The following is a 14,266-nucleotide window of genomic DNA, read 5'->3' on the forward strand; positions in this document are numbered from 1 at the left end:
AGGTTATGCTGAACAATTTGTCCAAAAATTCGGATTAAATTTGCAATCTACCATCAAAAAATTAAGGACGAAAAAAATAAGATTGAACAACGGCTAGGTAAACAAATCATCAGTCAAGACAATTTAGATTATGCTAATTTGTCTAACGATCAGATTAAGCTTTTAGCCAAGCAATTTTCTGAATTTTTAAAGGTAAAGTCCGTAGATCATTAGCCATACGAGATGGGGAAATTCCATGTCTAATCAATATGAAAAACTAGTCGAGCAGCAAGCGCGTTTAAAACAAAAAATTGAGCGGGAAGATTTTAAATTACGGCAATCTAAATACTATGAAAATCGGCAAGCCCGCAAAGCACGTTCTCGCCGATTAATTAAAAAAGGGGCTTTATTAGAAAAGTACTTTCAAGCTAATAACCTCTCGGTCGAACAAACCGAAGAACTTTTAAAAACATTTGCTGACTATGTTAACGTCCATAAACCGGATAAATTAAAAAACGATCAACCTAATAACTAGGCCGATCGTTTTTATTTTCAGGATTGTTTTTTGGCTTAATTTCTGGATTGTGTTTAGCAAAGTCTTTTAACTGTTTTTGAATTCTTTGTGTAAGCTCTGCTTTACTTTCTTTGTGCTTCCTTTTACTTGATCGCTGTTGAATTATCTTTTGACCCTTACCTCTTCTTTTTGATTTTAGGTCAAGCGTAAAATCTGAAATTTTTTTTTGATCTAGCTTACTTAAATGACCGATTTCTTTAAAGTTTAAACCGGCTTTGGGAAAGCGATAAATATTACCAAGATCGACCCAGGAAGGTTTCTTCAACCCAGCGGATTGCCAATCTTGAATCGGATAATATTGTTGCTTGATATAAGCCGACTTCTTTTCATACTGACTAGTAATTTTAAAAGCCTCGACCGTCTGTTCTGATACCCGACGAATTAAAACTGGTCGAGACTTGCCACCGTTAGTTTCTACAAAACTAACGTATAGGCTGACTAAGTCATTAGTCCTCATCTGGATCGTTGAGCCAATCAGCGACCTCTTTAGCGTCTTTAAACTCGGTGACTGGTGTCCCTTCGGTCGCCTTTAAAAAGCGTAAATTAGCTCTTTCTTCTTCGCTTAAAGACGCATTAAAAGGTAAAGCACCATTAGCAACAATCCGCTTGTAAAACATGTTAATGGCCGTGGTTGGATTTAAGCCCAATTCGCTTAAAACTGCTTCGGTATCATCGGCCAAATCTTTATCAATCTTGACTTGGACCCGTTTCTTTTCCTTAACTGCCATGATTGTCTCATCTCCTTTCTTTTACTACTACCATTATACTACCTTTTGAGTACCTTATCAATAGATAAAGCCCTGGCCTCAAATTACTTGAGCTTGGCGTTGATCTAAAGGCTGAACTCTTGAGCTGGTTAGCTCTGGCACTCATTTAAAAGCCCCTATTCTTCTGTTTAAGTCATTTAAATCTCACTTAAGTTAAAGGAGGCTATTAAGTCTTAAAACCGCTTATAAAGGATTCTGTAACCTTTTAGGACTAGTAGTACAACCCACTGTTATCGTTGTCGGCCGACTTTTCTTCTTCAGGGTGTTTGGCCGCATATTCTCTAGCCGCTTGTTCATTCCACCAAATCGCAAATAGGTTTTGCATGGTGCCGTATAAGTAGTCTCCACGTTCTTGATATGCTTCTCATTGCTTCTTAGGGCGTTAAAGTAGCGTCTCAAGGCTTTAGTCATTAAAGATTTTAGTTCTTCATCGTCTAGTGGGATTAGAACGCCAATGTCCTGATGATCCTTCTCAACTCGGTACTTAGCATTTAAGATAATACCAACGAAGCGACGCATCTATTGCGGGGTACGGCACCAAAAACTAAGCAGTATTCATCATGTTACAGCACCCAAGTAAAAACTACGAAGATAAAAACATTCATCCTCAAAATATGTAACCTAGAAAAAAGGCCTCCAGTGTTAAACCGAGAGCCTTTTTTAGTATACCAATTTCTACTTCACATAAGGTGGCTTATCCCAAGTAACCCCCTCACTCCCTGATAAAACAACGATCCATTATTTGGCCTTTGTGAAATTTGACGGAAGAGGAGTGGTCTAGATGAAAAACCCCCCAAAAATCATTAAACTCACTTTGTGAATTTAACCGCCTAAACTCCTAGACCATTGCGCCAATCGTGCCTGACACCAGTCCAAAAAATCCCGTTCTGAAATCATTGGTGTTCCCGTCAATAACTTTTTTGTGATGGGCTCCTCACCTAAAGCCGTCTCAATTAACCCAACCACTAAATAATCTGTCTGTTTCGTAACCCAATTTTGTGGTTTCGCCCCAAAGACTTTCGCCAAACTAAAAGCTTGATCCCGAGTCATGGTAGTTAGACGTCCGGTAAAAGCAATCTCACAATCTCTTAAATCAAGCATTTTAAATCATCAACTTTCTTGATTCTAATGTTGGTTTTGACTTGACGGGTTATGGTTTTCCATTCAGTTTAGAGGGAGTGACGTTTTGAGCGCAGAATTGTTCCCTGGAAACAGTTATTTGAAATAACTGAACCAGAGTGCAATTCTACGCTAAGGTTTCCCCCTAGTTCGTCGGTCGTTAACGCCCGTCGCTTGTCTGTACAATTGCGGTATTGCTACCACCACTCATTATAAACCTACGTTTTCGGTTTAACCTACTAAAAAACGCCCTAGTAGGCGTTGGCAATACGTATTTATGTTTGTTCGATCACCAACTAATCAGTGGCACCAAGCCGAAGCTTCGTTTTACCACCCGCGCCGTTAATGGTCGCGCTCACCATTCACCACCCAGCCGTACAGATGACCTTGTTGTGGTATAGCCAGACTTATTGAAGTCGCCCTGGCAAACGTGTCCCCTTAGATTTAGACCCCAGCTTGTCCCCTAGGGCTTTAAAAATCGCACCGGCCATGATATAATAGTCATTAAACAAGTTGACTTTTATGTGGCGCTCACCGATTCCCGTCGGTGGGTGTTTTTTTATGTTCTATTTTATGTAACCAATATTACTCGTTGTTTGGTGATAAATCAACATTTCTTTTTATGTATCCTTGTATCCTTGTATCCTTGTATATTCATATCCTTGTATCTAAGTATCCTTGTATCCTTGTATCTAAGTATATTAGGATACTTGCAGTCAATCTTAATTTAACGGCTTTTGATAAGAAATGTATCCTTGTATCCTTGTATCCAAGTATCTTTGTATGTTATCATCCTTGTATCCAAGTATCCTTGTATATTAGGATACTTAATCGGAGGTCAGTATAATGGGTGAAGTAATTACTTTTGGAAATTTTAAAGGTGGCACCGGTAAAACAACAAATGCCACGCTTGCATGCCTGGCACTAGCTCGTGCTGGTAAAAAAACGCTATTAATTGATTTCGATCCTCAAGCAAACGCTACAGATATTTACTTTAAAACCGCGGCTAATTTAGGCCACGATGACATTAAATTTAATCAAACCTTGCTTGCATCAATCCAAGAAGAGGACTTATCAAGATCGTTGGTTACTTTGGATAAAAACATTGACTTTATTCCATCAAGCGCAGATTTTTCATTGTACCCACGGATTATGGAAAAAAAGTTTAAAAATAATTATAAAGATAGAGTTACATATTTTAGCAAGCTACTTGCTTCACTAAAAGAAAAATATGATTTCGTGGTATTTGATTTGCCACCGACTATTTCCTTAATTTCTGATAGCGCCTTATACGCTTCAGATTGGGTTCTGATTATCCTTCAAACTCAAGAGCACAGTCTTCAGGGTGCCGAATCGTTTCTAAAATATATACAGGAACAGGTAATCGATGAATACGAAGCACCTAGTTTGAATTTACTCGGTATACTTCCTGTGCTATTAAAGAATGGGGCGCCTGTTGATCACAGCACATTAGAAGTAGCAGAAGAAGAATTTGGGAAAGAAAACATGTTAAAAACCCTAATTCGTAATATGGAAAGAATCAAAAGATATTCAATCAGAGGTGTATTTCTAAAAGATCAGTTCGATAAAAAAATAATTAGATTATACGATTCTGTGGCACAAGAAATTATTGAAAGGGCGGACTAGCATGGTGGAACTTTTACACAATCCTAACTCAAATAAAAGCAAAATAATTCCTAGAAAATCGGCGCCCCAGCCCCAAAAAGAAATTTCCATATCTTCTCTAAACGAATCAAACAAAACGAAGTCTAAACAAATAGATGGTGTTACTTTTGATACTACGCTCAGAATTGACAATCATCTAAAAAACTTTATGAAAGCTATGGTAATTTTAGGGTATAGCTCAACTCAACAAAACGGATTAGCCCAATTACAAAAAACTTTTTTTGAATCGTTAACTGAGTCTGAACAAAATACGCTTACGACTCAAATACAGACTTTGGAAACCGGCGATGCTAACAAAGTAAAAAGTAAATAATCACGTGCTCTCAGACGACACGTTCACCTTTTAGATGTATACTTGTCCGTTTAAATTAAGCAGAATGCACACAAAAAAGTCCTCTATTATGCGGAATAGAGGGCTTTTCTGAAATCATTACATAACAGGCTTTGCTTAGGAGCGTTGCTTGTGTCCATTTAGGACATACACAATCATATAACAATCAATGCTGTCACTTAACTTACTCAAAAAAGCCACCCACCTCGTGATGAGATGAGTGGCTTTTTGGTTGTGTGGTAGATTGTAAAATTAATCCGAACGCCGTTCGGATTAATTTTACAATCTACCCTACACAGCATACTTTTGTTTCATTCATTTCAAGATATTTGGGGCCAACAATCGGACATTTTACTGGTTGGACTTATTGGATTGGTTTAGTATTTGTTTGCATGGCTGAGTTGACTGCAACAGCGACTTATGTGCAGTACTGGCTACCAAGCGTTCCTGCTTGGATTATTGAATTAGTTTTTTTAGGAATTCTGGTGAGTATCAATTTCATTGCAGCACGATTATTTGGGGAAGCTGAGTTCTGGTTTGCCATGATTAAGATTATTGCTATAATTGCCATGATTTTAACGGGTGTTTTCATGCTCATAAACCATTCCGTCACCCCACTTGGGCACGTATCATTAACAAATATTAGTCATGATTACATACTATTCCCACATGGTATTTTTAATTTTATTGCTGCATTTCCAATGGTGTTTTTTGCTTTTCAAGGAATTGAATTTGTTAGTATTACAATTGGCGAAGCTAAATCCCCACACACAGTTATCAAAAAAGCGGTAAATGAAACACTATTTCGAATATTATTATTTTATATTGGTGCACTAGTCGTAATTATGATAATCATTCCGTGGACGTCACTATCAGCAAACAGTAGTCCGTTTGTTCAAGTATTTAAATTAGCTGGATTTCCGGCAGCTGCTGCCACTATCAATTTCGTTGTCTTAACGTCCGCTGCATCTGCATTAAATAGTTGTATTTTTTCAGCAGGCCGTCATTTTTATCAACTGGCAACTGAAGTTTCCAAAAGCAGTTGGATGTATAAGATGTTTGCTAATATATCAAGTAGTGGCGTACCCGCCGCTGCAATTGCTTTTACTGCCTCATTAGTCTTAATCACACCGATTATGAGTTTAACAACTGCCATTAGTTCAGTTTTTACAATCGTAACCGGCGTGTCTAGTGATATGTATATTATTGTTTACACATTGACATTAGTTGCTCACAGAAGATACCGGGCTTCCGCCGATTTTTTGCCAAATGGTTTTATTATGCCATGGTATAAAATTACCAGTCCATTAACTATATTATTCTTCGGTATCATTTTTATCAGTCTGTTCTTCATCCCAGAAGATATCGTTGGTGCCATCGGGGCAATCTGCTGGACCATAGTCTTTGGTGGAATAGAATTTGTACGTCAAGGGAAAATGAACTTAAACAATACAAACTAAAAGATACAAGATAAAGAGGACGTATGGGGTGATACTCGACATATCCACGTAATCCTTAATTACCCATTTTACTAAAAGTTGATTAAATCAAATTATTAATAAGCGACTCATACCAACGTGGAGATAATCGTTAGCATGGGCCGCTAAGTTATTTTATAAGGGTATCAAACATTTGATTACCGTATAGCTCCTATGTCAAGTATATTAATTTTGATCGGCAAGAGCTAAGTTAAACATTGTATTTTTCACACCCCAAAGGACTCGCTCTGATTATATTTTTGCTCCAGCCAAGACCATTTAAATTCCCCAATTGGCAAGCAACTTGTCACGTTACGCTTACTAACTTTTCAAAAAATTAGATTAAATTTTCAATTTGCCTAGTGATGTTTTTAATATTGTTGTATTTGAAGTTTCTGCCATAATAAAACTCCTAAAGTTAAGTGACTTCCACATTAACTTTAGGAGTAGCCCCTAGAACGGGATTGCTTAAAGCGGGGTTCTTTAAGAAAAGGGCAAAGTAAAAATCATTTGTGAAATAACATCAATCACAAATGGTAATGATTACTATTATTATGTTTACACATTGCCTATTCTTTGTCAAGGATATCTTTATATTGACATAGCAAACGCAATATCGTATGCTAAATCGTAGCGATTACCATTTAGAGTGGAAGGAAATGATTTTATGGCTACACCTGCACGCCGTCAGTCCAAATCTCGAAAGAGGAAACGAAGAGCTACACAAAAGTTAATGTTGCCGGCTATTCATTGGGATAACCAACTTCAAGAATATGTACTTTCACATCATGTCTCATTATCGGGTTATTATCACGGAAAACAGGTAATTCATAAATCGCTCAAGTGATGATGAAGAGCAATAGGAGTCTTAGCATGGAATTCTCAGATCAGCTAATAAAACAATGTTTCCAGTGTGCTTTTAATTATTATGATTGTCCAAAAGCTAATCTTAAGTTTAGTAATTCTAATAATTACTTGACGGTTCAATCACCCTTAAGTAATAGTACCTGGCTAATAGTCGCTATTCTAGGAATGATTAAGGCAGAATACGATTTGCTCTTTTTAGACCATCAAGGACAAATTATAGATTTTTCAATGGCGCGACAAGTAAAATTTGTGATTTCATCAGTTGATGAAGATGCTATGGATAGTCTGCTAGGTGCTTGTTCTTTTTAAACCCAATAAGGAAGGTGCAAAAATGCGGAAAACAATTATTTTAGCTAATGCGGACACAAAGGAAAAACTGTATTTGACAAGTAAGAATCCTAAGAATACACCTCATAAGATCAAATTAAAAAAATACTCGCCAAAGTTAAAACACAGAGTTTGGTTCACTGAGATTAATTAGGGCACAAGGGGGAAATTTCTAATGGCTAAGAAGTCAAAAATAGCTAGATATGAGCGTCAGAAGAAGTTAGTTGCGAAGTATGCTGGTGAACGGAAAAATTTAAAAGCACAGGGAGATTACGTGGCACTGGCTAAGTTGCCCAAGGATTCTAATCCAATCCGATTACGAAATCGAGATGTTTTAGATGGGCGGCCTCGTGGGTATATGCGTAAGTTTGGAATGTCCCGATTAAATTTCCGCAAATATGCCTTACTGGGACAAATTTCTGGGATACACAAGGCCAGTTGGTAATTATAAAATTTTGTAGTGAGGATAACTATCATGGAAAAGGAAGACCATTCGAGTGCTTGCAGACATCTAAAAAGTCCCAATATAAAGACAAGAAAACGTGCGTTGAAAACGATTAAAGTGATTAAAAAACAGAGACGGCTGTTTAACCGGGCAGACTAATTAGAGCCTCTGCCGTACTTTACAAAGAGACTGTTAATCACTATGCTTAAATCACATTAAATGATTAAGGATTTGAGCACATTGATTAATAACAAAATACCATTCTGGAAGCAGCCATTGTTTATATTACGTGTCATCATTATTGTTGGTCTCGTATATATCGTGGGACATCTAACTATTCAATATTTCTGTGAGCCTAAAGTCACTGCACAAACAATTAATTTGCGTGACATGCCGACACCAAAGGGTCACATTATCGAAAAGCTCGCTTACGGAACCAGATTAAAGGTAGAAAAAAAGAACGTTCATACTAAATGGTGGCGTGTTAAAGTTGGCCATCATCAAGGCTGGGTTGCAAGCTGGTTGATTCATCAAACTAAGTATCGAGCTATCAATTCATTGGCAGAAGCAACAATCGTTCTTGATCCAGGGCATGGTGGGATTGATTCCGGTACCATTGGGTTGCATGGCGCCATGGAAAAAACATACACCTTGCCAACCGCCTTGGCAGTAGCCCAGTTATTAAGGTCAAAATATTCACGGGTTATACTAACTCGTCAATCAGATCAATCGGTATCATTGTCTAAACGGCCTAAAATAGCTAATATGGATAAGGCAACGTTGTTTATTAGTTTTCATTTTAATTCTGCGGGAAAGAAAAATGCTGCCCAAGGGTTTGAAGTGTTTCAATACCATCAGAATGCTCGTAAGCTTGCTCAGAAACTTAACAATAATTTTGTTAATCTTCCGTTAGTTAATCGTGGAATAGCTTTTGGCGATTTTGAAGTGTTACGCGATAATCAAAGACCGGCAGTACTAATTGAAATGGGATTTATGGATAGCACACATGATTTTAAACACATAAAATCTAAAATATATCAAAGATTAGTTGCCCGTGATGTAGTAAGAGGAATTACACAGTACGTGCATTAGGTAAAATGGTATTTCAACCATTAAATATATTATTGTTTGAGGAGTAAATAATTTTGAAAAAAACATTAAAGCTTTTAACATTGATTATTACTTTTATTGGGACCGCGACGTTTATAGCTGGGTGCTCACAATCTACTTCATCCACTAAAAATAATAAAATAACAATAACAGCAACAACTGATTTTTATGGAGAAGTCGCTAAGGCAGTTGTCGGCAACAAGGGACATGTAACGTCTGTGATTAATAATCCTAGTGTTGATCCACATGATTATGAGCCAACATCCAAAATAGCTAAAGAAGTGGCTAACTCCAATGTATTGGTTGCAAACGGAGTGGGTTATGATGGCTGGATGAGCAAGTTGGCTAAAAATGCCCCTAAGGCTACATATATTAAAGTTGGTGAAGATCTTTTAGATAAAAAGGATGGAGATAATCCGCATTTGTGGTATAACCCAAAAACAATGCCTAAACTAGCTAACGACTTGGCTAAACATTTCAGTAAATTACAACCTAAAAACGAAGCTTACTTTAAAGCCAATGCCAAGCAATATATTAAGTCTTTAGCTTCGATTAATCAACAAATTAAACGAATCAATGCAGTCGCTAAGAAGACTACCAATAAAGAGGTTTACGTTAGTGAACCGGTATTTGATTACGCTTTACAGGCCGCCGGTTTTAAAGTAGCAGATCATAGTTTTGAGGAAGATACTGAAAATGGTGTTGATCCATCTCCAAAGACTATTAAAACAATGCAAACAAATATTAAGAATCACAAAATTGCGTTCTTTGTTTTTAACAAACAAGTGGATTCAAAAACTGTTAACAATTTAGTAAGTTTAGCAAGAAAAAATAAAGTTCCAGTTCTGGCTGTTACTGAAACTTTACCGTCCGGAAAAACTTATAAAACTTGGATGCTTAGTCAGTATCAGCAACTTTATAAGATAATTAGTACTACAGAAAAGTAATTTTTATGGGGTTTATGATATTTTGGTGTCAATGGACAAAATCCATCGACACCATTTTTATGTATAGCAAAAGGACATACTATCTGTGCTACAATCAAGTCGCCCCAACCCATTGAATGCTAGTGCCCAATTAAAAATTCACTCAAATTTTTGTGGATCGCTGCAAAAATGACATCATTTTACGTTTATTTTGATTGCTGAACCTAGTCCATAGACAATCAACCCAATCAACAGGATTCCTGTTGCAATGCCATTCCAGTTGGTCATCAAAGTTCTGCTTTCGACCGTAGGAATTTTCTGACTAGTCATAACAAAAAAGGTTTTAACTGATGATTGATTGCCCATAACAAGTAAAGAACCTATTATCATTAAAACAAACTGATGGGCGATACTCCCCATACTTTGAATAGTGTACTTAACCCAGATACGTTTATCCTTTGGTAACTCATCTTGATGCCTATATATTTCAGTCAACCAGCCATTAAAAACACTCTTAAAAGTGCTTAATATTAAAACACCACTTGCAAAGAATGGCGTGATTAATACTAATATCAGTCCAACTGTCATTCCAATTAAAGAAATTTTTTTGCTTCTTTTTCCAACTAAACCACCTATTATAGGTGCTATCACTATACCTAAAACGTATGGCAAGTAAAATCTTGCGAATAGTTGATTATGACCATAGTAGCCCGCTGCATATAATGAACTAAATAAAAAGAGATAATTACCAAGTGCCCCATTAAGTATCGTCAAATAGCTCAGATCACTGGGAACTCGTCTTTGAGGTCTATGATACGAAAACATACTCAATATCAACATACACAGTACTAACAAAAATGTTCCATACACAAAGTAATCGAATTGAAGGGTACTTAATAGTAGACGACTAGACCTTAGAAGGAACACTAAGGCAAATAAAAATAGAAATAGGATTAAATATCGATAAGAATAGTCCTCTAAATCATGGACTTGGACTTCATAATTTTTAATGTTAATTAGTGATGACAAAGCCAGAGAATACATAAGCCCATAAATCACAAAGAAAAGCACAAAACTATAGTTATTTGGTAACAGCAACACAATCCCAAGAAAAGTTAAAGACAGTACTGTAATCCCCATATTTTTTGAGTCAGTTAAATGATTTTCAAATTTATAATAATTAATAGTATTGTTAGCCATTGGTAGCCAAGCCGCACTCAACCCGAGAAATAACCCTGAGACAAGCTCTAATTTCAAAAATGACACCCCAACTAAACCAAATAATGAACCTAAAAGGCCACAATAGATAGCTAGTTTTAGTAGTATATAGCTATTTATCTTAGTTCTTATGCCACGAATAAAAAAAATTCCGGTTGTTCTAAACGTGTAAAAGATGACAAAGGGCAAAACTGCAACAACAGTATGACTACTTCCCCATTTCAAAAAAATCATAAATGGTAATACAACAACTGTACTACTGATAATACTGAGCATAGTATTTCCGATAGACTGAATATTTCGTTTCATAATTTCCCCCGCATTATTTCAAAAAATAGTTACTTGATACTTGTCAAAACTTAAGGATTGTAAAAAATACACCTATTGTTTTCAAAGCTGTCTCAATAGTAAAACTATAAAATTGGAATCCTGGCCGTTTTTTCATATTAAAACGGCTATTAATTTTTATTATTTACGGTGCTGCCAATTAACATGGTATCTTTTGCGTTGATAACTAAAGCCCTCTCCAATCACTTCATGGGCATCCAGTACCGTCACAAATGCTCGTTCATCAATCGCTTTAATTAATTGCTTCAATTGTGGAATTTCCCGCGGTTGAACCACCAAATAAATCACTTGCTTTTGATCATGCTGATAACCACCTTCAGCTTGCAAATATGTCAATCCTCTATTTAAAGAAACATCAATTAATTGGGAAATTTTTTGGCTTTTATCTGACACAATGAATAATACCTTAGCACGATTGGGCCCTTCTTGGACCATATCAATTACTTTAGATAATACGAAACTAACAATTAGCGAGTACGCGATGTGATACAGATCTAAGTATGATAGTGACAGCCCTAATACTACGTAGTCAATAATCAAAATTCCTTTTCCCGAAGAAAATCCAAAACTTCTCTGGCCAACCCGAGCAATAATATCACTACCACCAGTAGTTCCGTTATAACGAAAAACCAGACCAATGCCCAACCCTGATAATACCCCTGCAACCAGTGATGACAATAATAAATCATTTCTCAATGGTAGTGGTTGAATCAGGGCCTGCTTTGACCATATTATTAGAAATAGTGATAAACAAATGGTGCCATAAATAGTGTAAGCCATCATGCGCTTGCCTAAGTAGCGCAAACCAATTAGTATCAATGGAATATTCAGAAATAAAGTACTAATACCCAAGTTAATATGAAAGAAATGACGAATAATCAGAGTTATTCCGCTCAGACCGCCGTCTGCTAAACCATTTGGAATAGAGATTAAATCTAGACTAAACGCATAAATGCTACATCCCAACGTAATCATAACTAATTCGAAACTATTGTATTTTGTCCAATCTTTAAAAAACATAGTTCATCTCCAAAATGTTTTATCAATGTAGGCGCTTTATTATTTGACCGGTGGTCCCTAAAAAAACACTAACTTGTCCTGTAGGACCTAGCCATTCACTTCCCTTTTGGGAGTGCCTAAGTCTCCAACTTTTAAAGCATATTCTTTAATGCGATAAATTTGTCGTCGTTGTACGCCAGTACTCCTTGCAATTTGTGCAATATTCGTTCCATCCCTGAGCATTTGAACTACCCCCTCATATAGGTAGCGTTTTGATCCATGTGGACTATATTGCCGCCTTCTTCCTTTATACTCCCCGCGCTCCTTAGCTAATTGGATTCCCTGATTCTGCCTAGCATGAATTTTGTTGCGCTCTTCTTCAGCTGTATATTTGTATATTTCAAAAACCAAATTGGTTAATAAACCACGTAAGTTAACATCTTTTATATCAGTGAAACTCGGTAAACTTAAAACATCTAGTGTGGCTGCCTTTTGTTGAATCAAGTTAATGGTGTCAGTAATGTCCTGAGCATTTCTTCCAAGTCGATCTAAATCCAAAACAGTGACAATATCTTTTTCACGAATGAACTCTAACATTTTTTGCAATTCCGGGCGATTTTGAACTGATTTTCCGGAAACTTTTTCCTGAAATATTTTCTCTACACCAGACTTTTTTAGAGCTTCAATCTGCCGAGCTAAATTCTGATTTTCAGACGACACCCTAGCATAACCAATTTTCATATATTTGCCTTCTTCTCATATTAATTCTGACATCAGTTTCTGGGCAACTACTCAATTAGTTGATCTGATTAAGATTTAAAGGTTACTGTGTCACACTCTAATGTCTCACACGTTTAATCTATTATACCACAGCTCAGGAAGGAGACATTAGGGTATACCTTAGCATGTTTAAAATCGTGCTTTCAGTGTCTAATATTATGCTTGTAATAGATAAGAATATAATACTGACGCACAAAAATCCCTAAGTAAGCTTTTAAAGGGCTAGATTACAAAACCAGGACAGTTAATAATAGCTGTTTGTTTTTTGACCAAATATTAAGTATACAGGAATCATACAAATTCTTTTTGATCTCCTCAGGTTCATTGACAGAAGCTTCCAACAATTCTTGAATATCAACTTGCCAAGGATCAGCAAGCATTTCATTAACTGGTTTTAATACTTTCTTTTCGTCCAGCTTAATTACTCCTAATGTTAAAATAATGACTTCAATTTAGATACGAAGTTCTTAGAAGCTGTTTGGGGTCTTTATTGACGAGTAAGCAGAACATCGAACAGATTTGAGTAACTGCTAGTAGCAGACAACCGCCTGACTATTCTAGAGGCCACTAGCAGTATTTTCAGACCGTTAGTGAGGTTCTATAACAACTAATTATTTTAAACCTGTGCTTAAAACGACTAAAATTGCTTGGAATGCAAAATAAGCGCTTCTGAGTGCACTGCGTCAAAGTAATATAGAGTATTTTAAACAATGTGGCAATTTCATACACGATTCGCCAACCCAAACTCGGATTTGTGTCGGGATTTAATAAAAGATGAAACCTTTTTGCTTGAATGAACCACTCGGTCATATGTCATGGCACTTTAATTTAAACTTCGACTCCCAAAACGGACGATGTCGTCCGTTTTTAAAATCGTTCGGCATCAAACTCTTTTTAATGCGAAGACATCCTCGTATTATCAAATATTGCCCCGGAGCAATATTATTTCAATGCCCATTGGTAGATTGTTTTGAGCACTAATGTGCTCAAAATAAGTCCCTTTAGGATAAAAATAGCGTAAGTTCCGATTCAATCGTTCATTACTGCCATGCTCAGCCGGCGTATAAGCATGGCAGTAATAGGCTTTAATACCGTACTGCGCTTCAAGTGATACTAGCCCGCTAAACTCAGTGCCACGGTCCACAGTAAAGCTGTGCACAGGACCATTAAAAGTTGTTAGAAACTTAGTTAGTGCTTCATTAACAGTTGCTGTTGTCCGATCTTTTAACCGGTATGCCCAAAGGAACCGTGATTTGCGATCGATTAAAGTTAATAAAACTGCCTTACTATGCCCACGAGGGCCAACGACTGT

General features: G+C 36.7%; 18 protein-coding genes and 2 pseudogenes. 12 read left to right on the plus strand and 8 right to left on the minus strand.

Features of this window, described 5'->3' with window-relative positions; genetic code table 11:
- Positions 1-15: 15 nt before the first annotated feature.
- Positions 16-213, plus strand: coding sequence for a hypothetical protein (locus DY78_RS15670; RefSeq protein WP_082621205.1), 198 nt, complete (start codon positions 16-18; stop codon positions 211-213).
- A gap of 22 nt (positions 214-235) precedes the next feature.
- Positions 236-514, plus strand: a complete 279-nt coding sequence (locus DY78_RS01560; RefSeq protein WP_024624162.1) for a hypothetical protein — start codon at positions 236-238, stop codon at positions 512-514.
- Here DY78_RS01560 and DY78_RS16320 read toward each other — a convergent pair.
- The 4 genes and pseudogenes from DY78_RS16320 to DY78_RS01575 all read right to left on the minus strand — a co-directional run bounded on the left by DY78_RS16320 (position 504) and on the right by DY78_RS01575 (position 2,421).
- Entirely contained in the window at positions 504-1,010 is a 507-nt protein-coding gene (locus DY78_RS16320) for a hypothetical protein (RefSeq protein ID WP_024624163.1), read from the minus strand. The genes DY78_RS01560 and DY78_RS16320 overlap by 11 nt on opposite strands.
- Positions 1,000-1,281 (minus strand): type II toxin-antitoxin system RelB/DinJ family antitoxin, encoded by a 282-nt coding sequence (locus DY78_RS01570; protein ID WP_002819873.1) that lies wholly within the window; start codon positions 1,279-1,281, stop codon positions 1,000-1,002. The genes DY78_RS16320 and DY78_RS01570 overlap by 11 nt, the downstream gene beginning before the upstream one ends.
- A gap of 250 nt (positions 1,282-1,531) precedes the next feature.
- Positions 1,532-1,872 (minus strand): annotated as a pseudogene (locus DY78_RS15675) (replication initiator protein A); the annotation flags it as partial.
- A gap of 270 nt (positions 1,873-2,142) precedes the next feature.
- On the minus strand, positions 2,143-2,421 hold the full coding sequence (locus tag DY78_RS01575; protein ID WP_024624164.1) for a BRCT domain-containing protein: 279 nt from the start codon (positions 2,419-2,421) through the stop codon (positions 2,143-2,145).
- 864 nt (positions 2,422-3,285) lie between these two features.
- On the opposite strand from DY78_RS01575, the gene DY78_RS01580 reads away from it, so the two are divergent.
- The 10 genes and pseudogenes from DY78_RS01580 to DY78_RS01615 all read left to right on the plus strand — a co-directional run bounded on the left by DY78_RS01580 (position 3,286) and on the right by DY78_RS01615 (position 9,630).
- The gene (locus DY78_RS01580) at positions 3,286-4,086 is read left to right on the plus strand and encodes a ParA family protein (protein WP_015639692.1); all 801 of its coding nucleotides are present in this window, start codon (positions 3,286-3,288) and stop codon (positions 4,084-4,086) included.
- Between the two features lies 1 nt (position 4,087).
- On the plus strand, positions 4,088-4,438 hold the full coding sequence (locus DY78_RS01585) for a DUF5388 domain-containing protein (protein ID WP_011222016.1): 351 nt from the start codon (positions 4,088-4,090) through the stop codon (positions 4,436-4,438).
- A gap of 308 nt (positions 4,439-4,746) precedes the next feature.
- Positions 4,747-5,916, plus strand: a pseudogene (locus DY78_RS01590) (amino acid permease); the annotation flags it as partial.
- Positions 5,917-6,601: 685 nt separating this feature from the next.
- Complete coding sequence (gene rpmF / locus DY78_RS15685; RefSeq protein WP_046870603.1) at positions 6,602-6,781, plus strand: 50S ribosomal protein L32; 180 nt, start codon at positions 6,602-6,604, stop codon at positions 6,779-6,781.
- A 26-nt stretch (positions 6,782-6,807) separates the two neighbouring features.
- Positions 6,808-7,110, plus strand: a complete 303-nt coding sequence (locus DY78_RS01595; protein ID WP_024624166.1) for a hypothetical protein — start codon at positions 6,808-6,810, stop codon at positions 7,108-7,110.
- Positions 7,111-7,132: 22 nt separating this feature from the next.
- Positions 7,133-7,282: a 50S ribosomal protein L33 gene (gene rpmG / locus DY78_RS01600; RefSeq protein ID WP_024624167.1), complete on the plus strand. Its 150-nt coding sequence runs from the start codon at positions 7,133-7,135 to the stop codon at positions 7,280-7,282.
- Between the two features lie 21 nt (positions 7,283-7,303).
- Positions 7,304-7,573, plus strand: a complete 270-nt coding sequence (rpsN, locus tag DY78_RS01605; protein WP_024624168.1) for a 30S ribosomal protein S14 — start codon at positions 7,304-7,306, stop codon at positions 7,571-7,573.
- 30 nt (positions 7,574-7,603) lie between these two features.
- Positions 7,604-7,732, plus strand: a complete 129-nt coding sequence (locus DY78_RS16325; protein ID WP_099624395.1) for a putative metal homeostasis protein — start codon at positions 7,604-7,606, stop codon at positions 7,730-7,732.
- An 81-nt stretch (positions 7,733-7,813) separates the two neighbouring features.
- Positions 7,814-8,665, plus strand: coding sequence for an N-acetylmuramoyl-L-alanine amidase (locus tag DY78_RS01610; RefSeq protein ID WP_024624169.1), 852 nt, complete (start codon positions 7,814-7,816; stop codon positions 8,663-8,665).
- Between the two features lie 53 nt (positions 8,666-8,718).
- Positions 8,719-9,630 (plus strand): metal ABC transporter solute-binding protein, Zn/Mn family, encoded by a 912-nt coding sequence (locus DY78_RS01615; RefSeq protein ID WP_033612258.1) that lies wholly within the window; start codon positions 8,719-8,721, stop codon positions 9,628-9,630.
- 174 nt (positions 9,631-9,804) lie between these two features.
- On the opposite strand, the gene DY78_RS01620 is transcribed toward DY78_RS01615, so the two are convergent.
- The 4 genes from DY78_RS01620 to DY78_RS15690 form a co-directional block, all read right to left on the minus strand.
- A complete protein-coding gene (locus DY78_RS01620; RefSeq protein ID WP_024624171.1) occupies positions 9,805-11,136 on the minus strand; it encodes a hypothetical protein in 1,332 nt (443 codons plus the stop codon).
- Positions 11,137-11,295: 159 nt separating this feature from the next.
- Positions 11,296-12,195 (minus strand): YitT family protein, encoded by a 900-nt coding sequence (locus DY78_RS01625; RefSeq protein ID WP_024624172.1) that lies wholly within the window; start codon positions 12,193-12,195, stop codon positions 11,296-11,298.
- 87 nt (positions 12,196-12,282) lie between these two features.
- Positions 12,283-12,915, minus strand: coding sequence for a recombinase family protein (locus tag DY78_RS01630; protein WP_024624173.1), 633 nt, complete (start codon positions 12,913-12,915; stop codon positions 12,283-12,285).
- A gap of 958 nt (positions 12,916-13,873) precedes the next feature.
- Positions 13,874-14,266 (minus strand): IS30 family transposase (locus DY78_RS15690; protein WP_156404089.1); only part of this gene is annotated, 393 nt, incomplete at its 5' end.

It is taken from the genome of Lactiplantibacillus fabifermentans DSM 21115, from assembly GCF_000498955.2.
GTDB classification, from domain to species: domain Bacteria; phylum Bacillota; class Bacilli; order Lactobacillales; family Lactobacillaceae; genus Lactiplantibacillus; species Lactiplantibacillus fabifermentans.

Excerpts from the sequence above, each read along its gene's own strand:
- DY78_RS01585 (WP_011222016.1), top strand. The coding sequence starts at position 4,088 with ATGGTGGAACTTTTACACAATCCTAACTCAAATAAAAGCAAAATAATT.
- DY78_RS01620 (WP_024624171.1), bottom strand. The coding sequence starts at position 11,136 with ATGAAACGAAATATTCAGTCTATCGGAAATACTATGCTCAGTATTATC.
- DY78_RS01580 (WP_015639692.1), top strand. The coding sequence starts at position 3,286 with ATGGGTGAAGTAATTACTTTTGGAAATTTTAAAGGTGGCACCGGTAAA.
- rpmF (WP_046870603.1), top strand. The coding sequence starts at position 6,602 with ATGGCTACACCTGCACGCCGTCAGTCCAAATCTCGAAAGAGGAAACGA.
- DY78_RS16325 (WP_099624395.1), top strand. The coding sequence starts at position 7,604 with ATGGAAAAGGAAGACCATTCGAGTGCTTGCAGACATCTAAAAAGTCCC.
- DY78_RS01595 (WP_024624166.1), top strand. The coding sequence starts at position 6,808 with ATGGAATTCTCAGATCAGCTAATAAAACAATGTTTCCAGTGTGCTTTT.
- DY78_RS01560 (WP_024624162.1), top strand. The coding sequence starts at position 236 with ATGTCTAATCAATATGAAAAACTAGTCGAGCAGCAAGCGCGTTTAAAA.
- rpmG (WP_024624167.1), top strand. The coding sequence starts at position 7,133 with ATGCGGAAAACAATTATTTTAGCTAATGCGGACACAAAGGAAAAACTG.
- DY78_RS01630 (WP_024624173.1), bottom strand. The coding sequence starts at position 12,915 with ATGAAAATTGGTTATGCTAGGGTGTCGTCTGAAAATCAGAATTTAGCT.
- DY78_RS16320 (WP_024624163.1), bottom strand. The coding sequence starts at position 1,010 with ATGAGGACTAATGACTTAGTCAGCCTATACGTTAGTTTTGTAGAAACT.
- DY78_RS01570 (WP_002819873.1), bottom strand. The coding sequence starts at position 1,281 with ATGGCAGTTAAGGAAAAGAAACGGGTCCAAGTCAAGATTGATAAAGAT.
- DY78_RS01625 (WP_024624172.1), bottom strand. The coding sequence starts at position 12,195 with ATGTTTTTTAAAGATTGGACAAAATACAATAGTTTCGAATTAGTTATG.
- DY78_RS01575 (WP_024624164.1), bottom strand. The coding sequence starts at position 2,421 with ATGCTTGATTTAAGAGATTGTGAGATTGCTTTTACCGGACGTCTAACT.
- rpsN (WP_024624168.1), top strand. The coding sequence starts at position 7,304 with ATGGCTAAGAAGTCAAAAATAGCTAGATATGAGCGTCAGAAGAAGTTA.